Raw genomic sequence first — 15,693 nt, forward strand, 5'->3', positions numbered from 1 at the left:
GCCGCGCAGAGCCGCGTCCGCTCACATGCCCGGTGCGTTGGACACGAGGTCGCGGACGTCGGCGCGCAGGGCCTCCAGGTCTCGGCTCATCCCGTCCAGCGGGGCGGTGTCGGGCGGTCGCTCCTGCGCCAGCACGACCAGCACCGCCGCGAGGACGCCGACGACCAGCGCGCCCGCGGCCGCCGCGCCCGTGCGCGGGAACGCCGCGCCCCAGATCCGGGCGAGCTGGCGTCGCGGGGCGCCGCTGCCCGGCGCGAGGCAGAGCAATCCGATCACCGCCATGGCGGAGTAGGCGATGGCGTTCGAGGCGGTCATACCGGAGGCGGCGAAGATCAGAACGCCGAGGATGATCAGTCCGGCGAGCACGCTCAGCGAGGTCCACAGAACCGTGGCCATCAGGGCGCCCGGCAGGTGCAGCGGCGTCCGGAACGCGGCGGCCACGGCGTCACCGGTGCGCGGGCCCCGGCGGGTCCGCCGTCCCTCCATGCCCCTGGCGGCCTTGTCGCCCATCCGCAGGACGAGCACCCCGGCGATCGTGACACCGACCGCGAACAGCGGCGCGATGTCGGCGAAGCCGAGCAGCGCGACCAGGACGAGGAAGCTGATCAGCCGGTACCAGCCGTAGGGCTTGCGACGATCGCGTTCGGCGCGGGCGCGGGCGGCCACGTCGGCGCGGGCCCGGTCGGCGCGCTCCAGTTCGCCGCGCGGCCCCTCCGGCTCCGGAGGGCGGCGCTGCAACGCGCCGCGACGCGGCTGGTCCTGCGGCTGGTCCGAGGGCGGCCCGTACTGCTGCGGGGCGTAGTACGGCGCGGGCCCCGGTGGCGGGACGGGCGGCGGCGCGGCCGGGGGGAGCTGCCCGACGAAGTCCTTCGGCTGTGCCGGCGCCGGGGCCGGAGACGGGGCCGGCGCGGGTGGCGGCGGAGGCGGACCGGGCGCCGGGAGCGCCGGGAGCGCCGTGGTCCCCGGTGTGCTCGACCGCGGCGGAGCGTCCTGCGGGTGCGGCGCGGGCAGCGGCATGGAGAAGTTCCTGGAGTGGTCCGGCGCCGTCTCCTCGATCGGCTGGGCCGTACCGGCCGACCGTGACCCGGTCGACCGCGAGGCGGACGACGGGTAGTGCCGGTCGACCATGGTCTGGTCGGTGATGGTGGCTTCGAGGTGGATGCGCCGGGTGAGCTGCACCAGCTTGACCGCGGTGGGTCGTTCGGCCGGGTGCCGTGCCATCGCCGAGCGCAGCACGGGCAGCAGCGCGTCGGGCACGCCGTCCAGGTCGGGCGTGCCCTGCATGATCTTGTAGAAGATCGACTCGAAGGTGCCGGAGCCGAACGGCGGGCGGCCGGTGGCGGCGTAGGCGACCGTTCCGGCCCAGGCGTGCACGTCCGAGGGCGGGCCCGCGTCCTCGCCCTCGATGAGTTCGGGGGCCAGGTAGCCGGGCGTGCCGATGACCATGCCGGTGGCGGTGAGCCGGGTCGCGTCGGCGGCCTGCGCGATACCGAAGTCGATCACGATGGGCTCGCCGTCGACGAGCATGACGTTGCCGGGTTTGAGGTCGCGGTGCACGATCCCGGCGCCGTGGATCGCCGACAGCGCGGTGCCCAGCCCGACCGCGAGCCGCCGCAGGCCCGGCCCGTAGATCGGCCCGGACTCCTCGACGATCTCCTCAAGCGTCCGGCCGGGCACGTACTGGGTGACGATGTAGGGCTGGTCGGCGGTCACGTCGGCGTCGAGGATCTCCGCGACGTGCGGGCTGTGCACCCGGCGCATCGAGTCGACCTCGCGGGCCAGCCGGCGACGCGCCGTGGCGTCGCCCGCGACCGCGGGCCGCAGCACCTTGATGGCCACGTTGCGCCCCTCGGGGTCGGCGCCGAGGTAGACGACGCCCATTCCCCCTTCCCCCAGGGTCTGGAGCACGCTGTAGTGGCCGATTCGGTCCCCGGACGTGACAGCTCCCCTCATCGTTTCCGAAACCCTACCCCCGTCGATCGTCCTCGAAGTTCTCCGCATTGTCAGGCCGCCGTCACCCCGGCGCGGCGGGACACGGTGCCGTCGCGGGCCGCGAGCGCTCCGGCGAGCCACCGGGCCGTCGGCCGGGCCGCCGGGTCTCGGTCGAACGCCGCCCGCAGCAGCGGGGCCAGCGGTTCCGGTACGCCGTCGAGGTCGGCCTGGCCGCGCAGGATGCGGAAGCACACCCCGTGCAGTGAGCCGCGCCCGAACGGGGGACGTCCCGTCGCGGCGAACGCGACGGTCGCCGCCCAGGAGAACACGTCGGAGGCGGGGGTGGCGCGCCCGCCCTCGATCAGTTCGGGCGCCAGGTAGGCGGGCGTCCCGACGACCATGCCGCGCCTGGTGAGCTGCGGGGCGCCGGTCTCGTGCGCGATGCCGAAGTCGATCAGCGTCGGCCGGTCGCCCATCACGATCACGTTGCCGGGCGCGACGTCCCGGTGCAGGACGCCCGCGTCGTGGACGTCCCCGAGCGCGAGCGCCAGCCGCCGCGCGAACCGGATGAGCCGGTCACGGCGCAGCGGCCCGTACGCCGGGATCAGATCGCCGAGCGGGCAGCCGGGGACGTACTGCATGACCACGTACGGCCGGTCCGCCGTGATGGCCCCGTCCACCAGGCGCGCGACGTACCTGCTGCGCACGCGCGCCTGCGCGGACATCTCGCGGGCCAACCGGCTGATCGCCTCCGGCTCCCCGGCGACCTGCGGGGCGAGTCGCTTCACCGCGACCTCGCGGCCGTGGGGGTCCATCGCCAGGTACACCATCGCGGTGCTCCCCCGGCCGATCTCCCCCAGCAACCGGTAGGCCCCGAGCCGCCGATCATTCCCCATAACCCTTTTGACGCCAGAAAACGGGCACTCGTTCCCGGTGAAATTTACTCCTTCCGGGCGGCCTGGCGGGCGCGGCGCTCCTCACGTCGGGTCTCGAACCTGGTGGCGGCGGCGTCCAACTGCGCCAGGAACTCGCCGAGTTCGTCCAGCGCCTTCGCGCCGTCGCCGGTCAGGTCGGTGCGGTCGAAGATGTTCCACTTGCGCAGGACCGGGACGAGAACGTCGTCGTGGTGCAGCCGCAGGTCGTAGATGCCCGCGTTGGCGATCAGGACGGACTTGCGCAGGAAGCCGTCGATGCTGTGACCGGGCATCTGGAAGCCCTTGACGACGTCGGTGATCGCCCGCATCGTCTCGTTCGGCGCGGCCTCCAGCGCGGCGGCCAGCAGGTTCCGGTAGAAGATCATGTGGAGGTTCTCGTCGGCGGCGACACGGGCCAGCATCTGCTCGCACAGCGGGTCGCCGGACGCCCTGCCGGTGTTGCGGTGCGACACCCGGGTCGCGAGTTCCTGGAACGACACGTACGCCGCCCCGTGCAGGAACGAGTCGCCGTGGTCGGCCTCGTAGCCGGCCTCCATGTGGCGCATCCGGGCACGCTCCAGCGCGACCGGGTCGACCGCGCGGGTGGCGGTCAGGTAGTCGCGGATGACGATGCCGTGCCGGTTCTCCTCGGCCGTCCACCGGTTCACCCAGGTGCCCCAGGCGCCGTCGCGGCTGAACGCCGTGGAGATGGCGTTGTGGTAGCCGGGCAGGTTGTCCTCGGTGAGCAGGTTGACGATGAGCGACTCGCGCGCCTCCAGGCTCAGTTTGGACTGCTCGATCGACCACGGCTCGCCGCCCAGGGGCCCGTCGAAGTCACGGCCCTCACTCCAGGGCACGTACTGGTGGGGGAACCATTCCTTGGCCATCGACAGGTGCCGGTTCAGTTCCTTCTCGACCACCGGCTCGAGGTCGACCAGGAGAGCGGTCTGGAGCTTCTCTTCGGGGGTCAGGGACATGCGGTTCCTTCGCTGGACGAGGGCGTTCTGGCCGGTCGGTGCCACCGTGCTCGCGGCACCGGAGGGGCTGCCAGCAGGCGATACATAACCTACGCAACCGTAGGTTCGATCGTCGCCAGTTCGCGCACCCGTCGTCAAGCCACCCCTGTTACAAGCGCGGCGTGGCGAGTTTTGTAGATCTGAGCAATAAGAGCGGGTGAGGCCTTTGTCACCAGGTGTCCGCCGCCTGGTGGCGCATCCGGCTCACCGCGGCCCGCAGCAGCGGCCTCGGGACGAGCCGCAACGCCGGGAACGCCGCCTTGTACTGCACGCCGGGGACGCACATGGCCCGTCCGGCCGCCACCGCGTCGAGGCCGGCCCGCGCGACGTCGTCCCGGCGCAGCCACAGCGGGTGGGACGCGACGTCGTCCCGCGTGCGGGTCAATCCGGGACACAGCGCGGTCACATGGACGCCGCTGCCCGCCACCTCCGAGTGCAGGCTCTCCGAGAACGCCGCCACATACGCCTTCGTCGCCCCGTAGGTGGCGCTGCCGGGCGACGGCGTGAACCCCGACATCGACGCCACGTTCAACACCCCGCCGCGGCCCCGCCCGACCATCCCCGGCAGGACCGCGCGGGTGAGCCGGACAAGCGCGGTCACGTTCAGCTCGATCTGGGCGAGCTGGTCGTCCAGCGGCGCCTCCGCGAACGGTCCAAAAGCACCGCGACCGGCGTTGTTCACCAGAAGTTCCACCGGATCGGCGCTCAGCCGTCCCTCCACCTCGGCGCGCTGGAGGGGGTCGGTCAGGTCGGCCGCCAGCACCTCCACGGCGACGCGGTACCGCTCGACCAGCTCGCGGGCCAGGACGTCCAGTCGTTCGGCCCGGCGCGCCACGATCACCAGATCGGTGCCGCGACCGGCGAGCAGCCGGGCGAAGCTCTCACCGATGCCGCTGGACGCACCCGTCACGAGCGCGGTGCGATACGCGTGTCGCATGGCGCGAGATGCTATCGGCCGATCTTGGTGGGCCCGTGCGGCTCGCCCAAGAAACTCCCGAGATTCATCCGTCCGAGACCTGGGCGCCCGAACCTCGTGCGGATACGGCTTCCGGCTCACCGCCGGCATGCTCGAGCGGCGGCGGCATGACGGTCGGATTGTGGACGCTGCGGGACAGCCCGCTCCGTCCGCGCGAACTCCAGGACCGGATCGGCGGCATCAGCCACAAGGTGCTGAACCAATCGCTCCGCCGCCTCGAACGCGACGGCCGCGTCACGCGCCGCCGGTACGCCGAGGCGCCGCCGCGTGTCGAGTACGACCTGACCGGGCCGGGACGCGGCATGCTCGAACCGCTGTTCGCGCTCGGGCGCTGGACGGAGCGTTATGCCGACGAGGTCCTCAACGCGCAGGCGCTCAGCGGCCGGTGAACTTCGCCTTGCCGGGGCCCTCCTCCATGAAGCTGCGCATGCCCGCCGCCTGGTCCTCGGTGGCGAACAGGGCCGCGAACTGCGTCCGTTCGATCTCCAGTCCGGTCTCCAGGTCGACCTCGAGGCCCGCGTCGATGGCCTGCTTGGCGGCCCGCAGCGCGATCGCGGGACCGCCGACGAACGTGGCGGCCCACTCCTTGGCGGCCGTGTAGACGTCGGCGTCCGGGACGACACGGTCGACGAGCCCGATCGCGAGTGCCTCGTCCGCCGCGACATGCCGTCCGGAGAAGATCAGGTCCTTGGCCCTGGTCGGCCCGATCAGCCGGGACAGCCGCTGCGTGCCGCCCGCGCCGGGGATGATGCCGAGCTGGATCTCCGGCTGCCCCACCTTCGCGCTCTCGCCCGCGACGCGGAAGTCGGCCGTCAGCGCCACCTCCAGTCCGCCGCCCAGCGCGTATCCGGTGATCGCGGCGATCACCGGCTTCGGGATTCCGGCGAGGGCCCTGGCGAAGTCCTGGAGCAGCCGCGAGTGGCCCGCCGACATCTGCGCGTACGACATCGGGGCCATCTCCTTGATGTCGGCGCCCGCCGCGAACACCTTCTCGCCGCCGTAGAGGACGACCGAGCCGACCGCGTCGTCCTGGGTGACCTGGCGGGCCGCGTCGATCAGTTCCCGCTGCATCTGGGCGTTCAGGGCGTTCATCTTCGGACGGTCCAGCCTGATCGTCGCGATTCCGTCCTCGACCTCGACCCGTACGAACTCGCCCACGGCGACCCTCCTGTGCGATTCGGTGACGAACGCCACGAGCCTAACCAGACAACGGCCGAACGCGCTCCGGGGCCGCTGTGCCGACGCGTGACGTCGGAGGCTGCTGGTAGCTTCGGGAACCATGCTCGTCGCCCACGCCACCTGGCATGGTGGTGCGCTCTGCCTGTGGGCCGAGCGCACCGGGCCGCACGAGCTCTCCCCGGACGTTCACCCGTTCGCCACGTGCGACTTCACCGGCACCTCGTACGAGCCGCTCGTGCGCACCGCGTTCCGCGTCGAACTGTCGATGTCGCTGCCCACCCTCGGCGACCATCCGCTGCCGTCCGCCGAACTGGGCCCCGAGCCGGTGTCGCGGGAGCCCGAACTGCGTCCCTGGCGGGTGCCCGCGCTCGTCCTGGAGCCGTTCCCCGCCATGGCCCTGCTCCAGGCCGCCGAGGCCGCCGCCGACGTGATCCCCGGCACCGACCTGCGCTTTCTCCGTATGGTCGCGGACGAGGCCGTCCATCTCACCGAACGCGGCCAGGTGCTGCCCGCGCTGGTGCGCGAGGACGGCGATCTCGTGGCCCGCTGGCGCCCGGTGATCGACGACCCGGCCCGCTACCGGGCGCTGGCCCGCGCCATGCCCGCCGCCTGCCGCGCCGCCGACGGTGGACGTCCCGCCGCCGAGGTGCTGCGGGAGGCGCTGTCCGGGCTGGTCGACACGGCCGTCCGGGGCGTGGTGCCGCATCCGCTGCTGGTGTCGCGGCGCAAGGTCCCCGACCGGCTGCCCCTCGCCGAACGCTGGGTGGCGGCGCTGACCGGCCCGTCCCCGCGGGTGGCGCGGGAGCCCCGCGACGACCCGGACGACCTGATCGCCGAACTGGAGGCGTGGGCCGCCGCCGCGCGCCGCCCGGCGGGGCCCTTGCGCGTCTGCTTCCGCCTCGCCGAACCCGGCGCCGAGGAGGAGAAGACCGACGACGCGTGGCGGGTGGAGTTCGCCCTCCAGGGCACCGACGACCCGAGCCTTTACGTTCCCGCCGCGCTCGTGTGGGGTGGGGAGGCCACCTCGCTCGCGGACGCCGAGGAGACGCTCCTCACCGGGCTCGGCCGCGCCCTGCGCCTGTTCCCCGACCTGGCCCGCGCGCTGGACGGCCCGGAGCCGGCCGAGCTGCTCCTCGACACGGCGGGCGCGTTCCGCTTCCTCCGCGAGGCGGCGCCGATGCTCGCCGCGGCGGGGTTCGGCGTCCTGCTCCCCCAGTGGGCGGGCAAGGCGAAGCTCGGCATGCGGCTGACGACCCGGGACGACCCCGAGGCCTCGTCCGGCGCCGCCGCGCCCTCCGGCTTCGACCTGAAGGCCATGGTCGACTTCCGCTGGGACCTCGCGATCGGCGACGACAGCATCGACGAGGCCGAACTGGAGGAACTGGCCCGGCTCAAGACGCCGCTCGTCCGGCTGCGCGGCCGGTGGGTGGAGCTGGACGAGGAACAGTTGCAGGCCGCGCTCGACTTCCTTCGCCGTCCGCGCCACGGCCGTATGACGGCCGCCGAGGCGATCCGCGCGGTCGTTCACGCGGGCGACGACGCCCTCCCCCTCACCGGCGTCGAGGCGTCCGGCGCCCTGGGCGATCTTCTGTCCGGCGAGGCCGACCGCCGTCTCACCCCCATGCGCACGCCCGACGAGCTGGACGCCGAACTGCGCCCCTACCAGGAGCGGGGGCTCGCCTGGCTGGCGTTCATGGACGGTCTGGGCCTCGGCGCCCTGCTCGCCGACGACATGGGCCTCGGGAAGACGATCTCCGTGCTGTCCCTGCTCGTCCATGAGCGGGCGGACGGCGCGGCGCCCGGCGCGACCCTGGCGATCCTGCCGATGTCGCTGGTGGGGAGTTGGCAGCGGGAGGCGGCCCGGTTCGCTCCGAAGCTGCGCGTGTACGTCCATCACGGGACGTCCCGGCGCCGCGGCGACGATCTCGTCGAGGCCGCCGCGGGCGCCGACCTCGTCCTCACCACCTACGGCACGGCGACGCGGGACGCCGAGACCCTCGCCGGGATCGGCTGGGAACGGGTCGTCTGCGACGAGGCGCAGGCGCTCAAGAACAGCGGGACCCGGCAGGCCAGGGCGGTGCGGAGCATCCCGGCCCGCGCCCGGATCGCGCTCACCGGAACGCCGGTGGAGAACCATCTGACCGAACTCTGGTCGATCATGGAGTTCGCGAACCCCGGGCTGCTCGGCCCGCGCGCCGAGTTCCGGCGCCGGTTCGCGATCCCGATCGAGCGGGAGGGCGACGAGCAGGCGGCGCTGGCGCTGCGGCGGGCGACCCAGCCGTTCGTCCTCCGCCGCCTCAAGACCGACAGGTCGATCATCTCGGATCTGCCGGAGAAGCAGGAGATCAAGGTCTACTGCAATCTCACCACCGAGCAGGCGTCCCTCTACCAGGCCACCGTGGAGGACATGCTCACCCAGATCGCCGAGGCGGACGAGACACAGCGCCGCGGGCTCGTCCTGGCGACCATGGCCAAGCTGAAACAGGTCTGCAACCATCCGGCGCAGCTCCTCAAGGACGGCTCACGCCTCCCCGGCCGCTCCGGCAAGCTCGAACGCCTCGAAGAGATCTGCGCCGAGGTCCTGGAGCAGAACGAGAAGGCGCTGGTCTTCACCCAGTACGCCGAGTTCGGCTCGATGCTCCGGCCCTACCTCGCGGCGCGTCTCGAACGTCCCGTCCTGTGGCTGCACGGCGGCACGTCGAAACAGGCGCGCGACGACCTCGTCCAGCGCTTCCAGGACGACCCCGAACCCGCGATCTTCCTGCTGTCCCTCAAGGCCGCCGGAACGGGCCTCACCCTCACGGCCGCCAACCACGTCGTGCACGTCGACCGCTGGTGGAACCCCGCCGTCGAGGACCAGGCCACCGACCGCGCGTTCCGCATCGGACAGACCCGCAACGTCCAGGTCCGCAAGTTCATCTGCGTCGGGACGATGGAGGAGCGCGTCGACGAGATGATCGAACGCAAGAAGGCCCTCGCCGACTCCATCGTCGGCACCGGCGAGGAGTGGCTGACCGAACTGTCCGTCGCGGAACTGCGCGACGTCCTGCGCCTGTCCCCCGAGGCGGTGAGCGACTGATGGACGAGGGCCTCGACGGCTTCGAGGGCATCAGGGCCCGCACGAGACGCGGCTCGATCGGCTCCCAGTGGTGGTCGCGCCGCTTCATCGACCTGGTCGAGTCGTTCGCCGACAAGGGCCGGCTCCAGCGCGGCCGCGCCTACGCCCGCAAGGGCCACGTGTTCGACCTGAAGGTCGCCCCCTACGAGGTCACCGCGCGGGTCCACGGGACGGCGCCCGACCCGTACGAGGTGGCGCTCGGCATCGAGGCGATCGACGCCGACGGCTGGCGCGCGGCGGAGCGGGAACTGGCGTCCCGGGCCGTGTTCCGCGCCCGGCTGCTCGCCGGGGAGATGCCGCCGGAGATCGAGTGGGTCTTCGCCGAACTGGGCCTCTCCCTGTTCCCCTACTCGGCCGAGGATCTGCACCTGATGTGCGACTGCCCCGACTGGGGCGACCCGTGCAAGCACGCCGCGGCCGTCCTGTACCTGCTGGCCGAGGCGTTCGACGACGACCCGTTCCTCATCCTTCAGTGGAACGGACGTGGCAGGCAGCAACTGCTGGCGGCACTGCGGCGCGGCGCGGCGACCGAACCCGACCCCTTCGACCTGGAAGACGAGCCGCTCACCGCCTCCGGCTTCTGGACACCCCCGTCGGGCCTGGCCCACCTCCGCGACCGTCCGGCGACACCACCCGTCCCGCCCGGCTTCGTCCTGCGGGTGGCCCCACCTCCACCCATCAAGATCCGCCGCCGCCCCCTCACCGACGTGCTGGCCCCCGCCTACGAGGCCCTCACCCCCGAATAACGCGACCATGGACCATCAGGACGCGCTGCGCACGAGGTCGTGGACGGCCTCGCTCATCGTGACGGGGTCGACGCTTCCGAGCGGCACCGTGTCCTTCGGCGGACGTGTAGGGGCGGGCCCCGCCCACAGGGCAGTGATCTTCTGGTCGGCTCCCTCGCCGTACATGTAGTGGTCGATGCCGGGGGTCAACTCCGCCACCACGTACAGGCCCGCCGGGTCGCGCCGGGCGAGCCAGGCGCCCGAGAACCTGCCGTCCTCGTCGACCGATTCCCAGCGCCCCTGGGAGTGGCCCATGGCCTTGCCGTAGGGCAGCGCGAGCCCCTCCACCCGGGCGAGCCGGTGCGCGGCGCGCTCGTCGCCGGTGAGGCGGTAGACGGGCCGTCCGAGCTGCTCGAACGGCTGAAGGATCTCGTAGTCGGCGAACAGTTCGGCCCAGGCCTCCACATCGTCCAGCAACACCGGATGAGCGATGGCGACCCGCGCGTCAGGGGCGGGGGTGAACGGATCGTCGTCGACGTCGGCGTAGGTGCGGTCCTCGGCGACACGGAAGGCGGTGCCGCCGTCGGTGATCCACACCAGGCGGCGGACGATGTGCCCCATCAGCGGATGGGTGACGAACAGGGAGTGGAAGTCGTCCGGCGTCCAGCTCCGCCGGGTCGTCATGGCCAGTTCGAGGCGTTTGATCTCCCGGTCGGCGATCGTGCGCAGGTCCTTCTTGAGGCCGGTGAACAGGGCGTGCGCGGCCGGGTCTTCCCGCGGCCCGGGTTTCGGCGCGCTCTTGCGGACCCGCCCGTTCGGCTCCACGACCAGCGGGACGAGCCGCTCGTCGAACGCCACGGTGAACCGCCGCGGGCCGTAGTCGAGGACGAGAGTGCCCTGGGCGTCCAGACCGAAGTCGGGAACGGCACGGTCGGCGAGGTCGTCCGCCGTGATGCCACGCGCGGCGGCGATCTCGTCGATCTTCCGGGCCGCCGTGGCCTTGAGCCCCTTGTACTTCCCCCTGCGGGTCAGTTCGAACAGGTGGGTGAGGGCGACGTCGGTGCCGATCCGGGCGAGGACGTCCAGCGCCGTCTTGGCCCGCGCGGTGCGGCCCTCGCCCGGCCACCGCCGGATCAGGACGCTGAGCCGCCGCACCGTCGTGTCGTCGCCGATCAGGCCGAGCTGCGTGAGCGCCCACTTGTGCCGGGTGGACGCGCCGAGCGCGAACCACCGTTGGAACAACGCCCAGGAGAACTCGGCCAGCGAATGCCGGTCGCAGAACTCGCGGACGTCCGCGACCTCGGGGGCGTCCTTGGCGAGCAGGGCCAGCAGGCACCGGGTCGCCCGCGCGGGCAGCGCCCGGTCGCGGCCCCGCGTGAGGATCTGCGGAAGCAGCGTCGGGTCGGCCCAGTCGACCTTCGCGCCGCGCGGCGGCCTGCCGTTGAGCGCGCCGGGCAGGTCGTCGGCGTCCGGGACCGGTGGCCGGGGCCCTTCAACAGCCGCCCCTGGCGGCAGTTCCTCGACGAGATCGGGCTCGGCGAACAGCAGCCCACGCAGCAGCCCGGCCGCGACCATACCCCGGGTCGTGTCGTCCCCGGCCGACGACGCCAGCGCCCGGACGGCCTGTACCGGGTACCGTTCGGTCGCCTCCTTCAACGCGGGGGGCACGCCCTCGCCGCCCGCATGGTCGAGCAGGACGGCGAAGATCGCCTCGTCGGGGATCGCGAGAAGCCCCCGCAGCACGATCGGACGTTTCTCCTCGTCGTAGCCGAGTTCCCTGCGAAGCAGCGGAAGAGCGTCCGCGCCCAACCCGTCGAGTAACGTCCCGACCACGGCGGGCGTCACCACCATCCCGCGCGCCTGGTCGACGTGCGCGGCCCTGGACAGCGAACAGAGCCGGTGTTCGTAGTCGAGAACTCCGCCGTACTCGTCGAGGCTCTCGTCCACCCAGGCCTTCTCGGTGGGCACGAGATAAGAGACCGTGGCGCGCCTGGCGTCGTCGCCGCGGTGCTCCGCCAGCCGCGCGACGGCGTCGCGGTACTCGGTCTCCGGAGCCGCCGCCAGCAGCGTGCGGAGCCGCTTGACCACCGAGTCCTCGGCGACCCACCGACCCGCGATCCGAAAATCCCCGCGGGTCGGGCGCCGGATCTCCCCGCGCCACCCCTTCGGCCCTTCCCCCAGGTAGGCGACGACGCGGACGACGCCGTCGGTGTCGGGTGTCATCGGGCGCGGCACCGGGCCCAACTCGATGGCGGACGCCTCGGTGACCGCGCACGCGGCGAACGCCGGCCCGTGATCGAGCACCCACGCGTCCAGGAACATCGCACCGTCGACGTCGTGTACGTACCGCACCGCGATCGAGGCGACGGCCGCCGCCCCCACGGGGTCGGGCTCTCCCCCCAGCCACGCCCGGACGGCCTTGCCCAACTCCGGTTCGGTGCGCTCGTGCTCCGCCATGTCCTCGGCGATCGGCCGCGCGAGACGCTGCCACTCCCGCGCCCGCGCGGCCGCGTCCTCGTCCAGAACAACGGTCGGCCCAGGGATGCCCCCGCGCCGGGGATGAATGTGCTCGCGCCACTCAGCCGGAACGTCCACCATCTTCACCATGCCCCGGGAACCTAACCCCCACCTCCGACACTCCCACCGGAGGAACAGGGACCGGCGTCCCGGGCCGTACCCGCGCCCGGCTGCTCGCCGGGGAAATGCCGCCGGAGATCGAGTGGGTCTTCGCCGAATCGGGCCTCTTACCCGTCACCGGCCGAGCGTTCCAGCTCCTCCACGGTCTTCGCCACTGCCGGACGACTTTCCTTATCGCGAGCCACGGCCTCCATGAGGCGTCGAGCGTTGGCCGGAGAACGCAACAGATAGATCGTCTCCTGCCAGGAGTCGTAGTCCTCGGCCGACATCAGGACGGCGTCTCTCCCCCTGGAAGTGATCCGCACGGGAACCTGGTCATCATCATTCGTATCAGGCCCCGGAACCGATCGGGTGGCTAGCGGAGGTCGCCGTTGGTCATGCCGGGGGGTGTGGGCGGCAGGGTGACCAGGCCCATGTCGGCGCGGCCGGTGAGCATCGGGTGAATGGGGACGACGCGGACGTTGTAGCCGAAGGCGCCGCTGCGGTTGAGAGGGAGTTCGCCTGTGTAGCGGACTCGGCCGTTTTCTGCCGGTTCGTCTTCCTCCAGTTGTAGGTAGGACGGGTCGATCAGGGCGTCGGAGTCGTCCACGCGGCCGTAGACCGCCTCGACGGCGACGTCTTCGGGGGTGAGGCCGCCCAGGTCGACGACGACTCGGACGGAGAGCTGGGCGCCGACCTGGGGGCTCTCCGCGCCGTTCGACTCGATGTGTTCGACGGCGACGCCCGGCCAGGCCTTGCGGACGCGGCGCTTCCAGGCCGCGAGGTCGCGGGCGCCCGCGAAGCGGTCGGCGACCATGGTGCGTTCGGACGCGGCGGCGGGGGCGTACAGGGCCTCGACGTAGTCGCGCATCATCCGGGACGCCAGCACCTTCGGGCCGAGGGTGGCGACGGTGTGCTTGACCATCTCCAGCCAGCGGCGCGGCAGGCCCGCCGCGTCACGGTCGTAGAACGTGACGGACACGTGGTGCTCGATCAAGTCGTACAGCGCGGCGGCCTCCAGTTCGTCGCGCCGGTCGGGGGCGGCGAGGCCGTCGGCGGACGGGATCGCCCAGCCGTTCTGGCCGTCGTACCACTCGTCCCACCACCCGTCGAGGATCGACAAATTCAGCGCGCCGTTCAGGGCCGCCTTCATCCCGGACGTGCCGCACGCCTCCAGTGGACGCAGCGGGTTGTTCATCCACACGTCGCAGCCCTGCACCATGTACTGCGCGAGGGCCATGTCGTAGTCGGGCAGGAACACGATCCGGTGCCGGACGTCCTCCGACTCGGTGAACCGCACGATGTCCTGGATCAGCCGTTTGCCGCCCTCGTCCGCCGGGTGTGCCTTGCCCGCGATGACGATCTGCACCGGCCGTTCCTCGTTCAGGAGGATCGCGCGGAGCCGGTCCGGGTCGCTCGTCATGAGCGTGAGCCGCTTGTAGGACGGGACGCGCCGCGCGAACCCGATCGTCAGCACGTCCGGGTCGAGGGCCTGGTCGATCCAGGCGGTCTCGGCCTCGCTCGCGCCCCGCTGCCGCCACGACTCGCGGAGCCTGCGCCGCGCCTCCATGACGAGCCGCCGACGGAGGACGCCGCGGATCCGCCACAGTTCGGTGCCGGGGCGGGCACGCACCTCTTCCCAGCCCTTGCCGGACTCGAGGATGGACGGCACCTCCCGCGCGGCGAGTTCCAGGATCTCGCGTGCCACCCACGTGCCCGCGTGCACCCCGTTGGTGATGGACCCGACCGGGACCTCGGCGGTGTCGAAGCCGCCCCACAGCCCGCCGAACATCTCCCGGCTGACCCGTCCGTGCAGTTCGCTGACGCCGTTGACGCGCTGCGCCAGCCGCATTCCCATCACGGCCATGTTGAAGACGGTGCGGTCGCCGCCGGGGTAGTCCTCCGCGCCGAGCGCGAGGACCCGTTCGACCTTCTCGGCGGAACCGTCGAAGTACCGGCCGACCAGGTCGCGGGGGAACCGGTCGATGCCCGCCGGGACGGGGGTGTGCGTGGTGAAGACCGTGCCCGCGCGGGTCGCCTCCAACGCCTCGTCGAAGGTCAGGCCCTCCTCGGCGACGAGTTCGCGGATGCGTTCCACGCCGAGGAACCCGGCGTGGCCTTCGTTGGTGTGGAACACCTCCGGTTCCGGATGTCCGGTGATGCGGCAGTACGCCCGGATCGCCCGTACGCCGCCGATGCCGAGCAGCATCTCCTGGAGCAGCCGGTGATCGCCGCCGCCGCCGTACAGCCGGTCGGTGACGTCCCGGGCCGACTGGTCGTTCTCCTCGACGTCGGAGTCGAGCAGGAGTTGCGGGACGCGTCCGACCTGCGCGATCCACACCTGCGCGTGCAGGCCCCGGCCCTTCGGCAGGTCGAGGACGACGCGGACCGGTGACCCGTCCTGTTCACGGAGGAGGGCCAGCGGCAGCCCGTTCGGGTCGATCGGCGGGTAGCGCTCCAACTGCCAACCGTCCGGCGAAAGTGACTGCGAGAAGTAACCGTGCCGGTAGAGCAGCCCGACGGCGATGATCGGGACGCCGAGGTCGCTCGCCGTCTTGAGATGGTCACCGGCCAGGATGCCGAGGCCGCCGGAGTACTGCGGCAGCGCGGCCGTGATGCCGTACTCGGGCGAGAAGTAGGCGATCGCGGACGGGCCCCCGGCACGCGACTGGTACCAGCGCGGCGCGGTCAGGTATTCGTGCAGGTCGTCGGCGGTGTCGCGGAGACGGCGCAGGAACCGCCGGTCCTTCGCCAACTGCGCCAGCCGGTCCGGCGCGACCTCGCCGAGCAGCCGGACCGGGTCGTGGTGGACGGCCTTCCACAACGCCGGGTCCACGGCGCGGAACAGGTCGAGCGTCTCGTGGTGCCACGACCAGCGCAGGTTGAGAACCAGTTCCTCGAGCAGCCGGAGCGGCTCGGGAAGGACGGTACGGACCGTGAAACGTCGGATTGCCTTCACACAACGTCACGGTATGTGCTGCGGTCCGGTGGTGCGACAGGCGATGGACGCACTTTGCCTGTCCCGTTCCCGCCCATGGACGTTTTGGAAGGTTCGCACGGGTAGGGGACGGCACATGCACGTCGAGTCCGGGACGTCCGGCGGGACCGGGATTCCGCGGGTTGGTCGCATTCCGATTATTGATGTCGCGCCGGTGGTGGGGTGTGGTCGGTGGCCTGCCAAGGCGGTGGTGGGTGAGACGGTCGAGGTGTCGGCGAC

At 72.1% G+C, this 15,693-nt stretch carries 11 protein-coding genes and 1 pseudogene; 4 read left to right on the forward strand and 8 right to left on the reverse strand.

Annotated elements, in window-relative coordinates; genetic code table 11:
- Positions 1–21 precede the first annotated feature (21 nt).
- From BZB76_RS36390 to BZB76_RS17875, 4 genes are all read right to left on the reverse strand, one after another.
- Complete coding sequence (locus BZB76_RS36390) at positions 22–1,953, reverse strand: serine/threonine-protein kinase (protein ID WP_170180662.1); 1,932 nt, start codon at positions 1,951–1,953, stop codon at positions 22–24.
- Positions 1,954–2,003: 50 nt separating this feature from the next.
- Complete coding sequence (locus BZB76_RS17865; protein WP_121435439.1) at positions 2,004–2,828, reverse strand: serine/threonine-protein kinase; 825 nt, start codon at positions 2,826–2,828, stop codon at positions 2,004–2,006.
- Between the two features lie 44 nt (positions 2,829–2,872).
- Entirely contained in the window at positions 2,873–3,823 is a 951-nt protein-coding gene (locus BZB76_RS17870; RefSeq protein ID WP_121435440.1) for an acyl-ACP desaturase, read from the reverse strand.
- A 208-nt stretch (positions 3,824–4,031) separates the two neighbouring features.
- Positions 4,032–4,799: an SDR family NAD(P)-dependent oxidoreductase gene (locus BZB76_RS17875; RefSeq protein ID WP_121435441.1), complete on the reverse strand. Its 768-nt coding sequence runs from the start codon at positions 4,797–4,799 to the stop codon at positions 4,032–4,034.
- Between the two features lie 146 nt (positions 4,800–4,945).
- Between BZB76_RS17875 and BZB76_RS17880 the strand changes: the two genes are divergently transcribed.
- On the forward strand, positions 4,946–5,227 hold the full coding sequence (locus BZB76_RS17880) for a winged helix-turn-helix transcriptional regulator (RefSeq protein ID WP_121435442.1): 282 nt from the start codon (positions 4,946–4,948) through the stop codon (positions 5,225–5,227).
- On the opposite strand, the gene BZB76_RS17885 is transcribed toward BZB76_RS17880, so the two are convergent.
- A complete protein-coding gene (locus tag BZB76_RS17885; RefSeq protein ID WP_121435566.1) occupies positions 5,214–5,996 on the reverse strand; it encodes an enoyl-CoA hydratase/isomerase family protein in 783 nt (260 codons plus the stop codon). The two genes, BZB76_RS17880 and BZB76_RS17885, sit on opposite strands and share 14 nt — an antisense overlap.
- 121 nt (positions 5,997–6,117) lie before the next feature.
- Here BZB76_RS17885 and BZB76_RS17890 point away from each other — a divergent pair, with 121 nt between their 5' ends.
- Together BZB76_RS17890 and BZB76_RS17895 are read left to right on the forward strand one after the other, a co-directional pair.
- Positions 6,118–9,096, forward strand: a complete 2,979-nt coding sequence (locus BZB76_RS17890; RefSeq protein WP_121435443.1) for a DEAD/DEAH box helicase — start codon at positions 6,118–6,120, stop codon at positions 9,094–9,096.
- The gene (locus BZB76_RS17895; protein WP_121435444.1) at positions 9,096–9,881 is read left to right on the forward strand and encodes an SWIM zinc finger family protein; all 786 of its coding nucleotides are present in this window, start codon (positions 9,096–9,098) and stop codon (positions 9,879–9,881) included. The genes BZB76_RS17890 and BZB76_RS17895 overlap by 1 nt, the downstream gene beginning before the upstream one ends.
- A 15-nt stretch (positions 9,882–9,896) precedes the next feature.
- Here the strand turns inward: BZB76_RS17895 and BZB76_RS17900 are convergent, their stop codons facing one another.
- The 3 genes and pseudogenes from BZB76_RS17900 to glgP form a co-directional block, all read right to left on the reverse strand.
- Positions 9,897–12,467: a DUF4132 domain-containing protein gene (locus BZB76_RS17900; protein ID WP_121435445.1), complete on the reverse strand. Its 2,571-nt coding sequence runs from the start codon at positions 12,465–12,467 to the stop codon at positions 9,897–9,899.
- A gap of 137 nt (positions 12,468–12,604) precedes the next feature.
- Positions 12,605–12,805: pseudogene (locus BZB76_RS17905) on the reverse strand (type II toxin-antitoxin system Phd/YefM family antitoxin); the annotation flags it as partial.
- 47 nt (positions 12,806–12,852) lie between these two features.
- Entirely contained in the window at positions 12,853–15,435 is a 2,583-nt protein-coding gene (gene glgP, locus BZB76_RS17910; protein WP_121435447.1) for an alpha-glucan family phosphorylase, read from the reverse strand.
- Between the two features lie 115 nt (positions 15,436–15,550).
- Here glgP and BZB76_RS36690 point away from each other — a divergent pair.
- A partial coding sequence (locus BZB76_RS36690) for a maltotransferase domain-containing protein (protein WP_170180663.1) occupies positions 15,551–15,693 on the forward strand: 143 nt, incomplete at its 3' end.

The organism is Actinomadura pelletieri DSM 43383 (genome assembly GCF_003634705.1).
GTDB lineage: Bacteria > Actinomycetota > Actinomycetes > Streptosporangiales > Streptosporangiaceae > Spirillospora > Spirillospora pelletieri.

What these genes read in the sequence shown, in the direction of transcription:
- BZB76_RS36390 (WP_170180662.1), bottom strand. Translation starts at nt 1,953, where the DNA reads ATGAGGGGAGCTGTCACGTCCGGGGACCGAATCGGCCACTACAGCGTG.
- BZB76_RS17865 (WP_121435439.1), bottom strand. Translation starts at nt 2,828, where the DNA reads ATGGGGAATGATCGGCGGCTCGGGGCCTACCGGTTGCTGGGGGAGATC.
- BZB76_RS17870 (WP_121435440.1), bottom strand. Translation starts at nt 3,823, where the DNA reads ATGTCCCTGACCCCCGAAGAGAAGCTCCAGACCGCTCTCCTGGTCGAC.
- BZB76_RS17875 (WP_121435441.1), bottom strand. Translation starts at nt 4,799, where the DNA reads ATGCGACACGCGTATCGCACCGCGCTCGTGACGGGTGCGTCCAGCGGC.
- BZB76_RS17880 (WP_121435442.1), top strand. Translation starts at nt 4,946, where the DNA reads ATGACGGTCGGATTGTGGACGCTGCGGGACAGCCCGCTCCGTCCGCGC.
- BZB76_RS17890 (WP_121435443.1), top strand. Translation starts at nt 6,118, where the DNA reads ATGCTCGTCGCCCACGCCACCTGGCATGGTGGTGCGCTCTGCCTGTGG.
- BZB76_RS17895 (WP_121435444.1), top strand. Translation starts at nt 9,096, where the DNA reads ATGGACGAGGGCCTCGACGGCTTCGAGGGCATCAGGGCCCGCACGAGA.
- BZB76_RS17900 (WP_121435445.1), bottom strand. Translation starts at nt 12,467, where the DNA reads ATGGTGAAGATGGTGGACGTTCCGGCTGAGTGGCGCGAGCACATTCAT.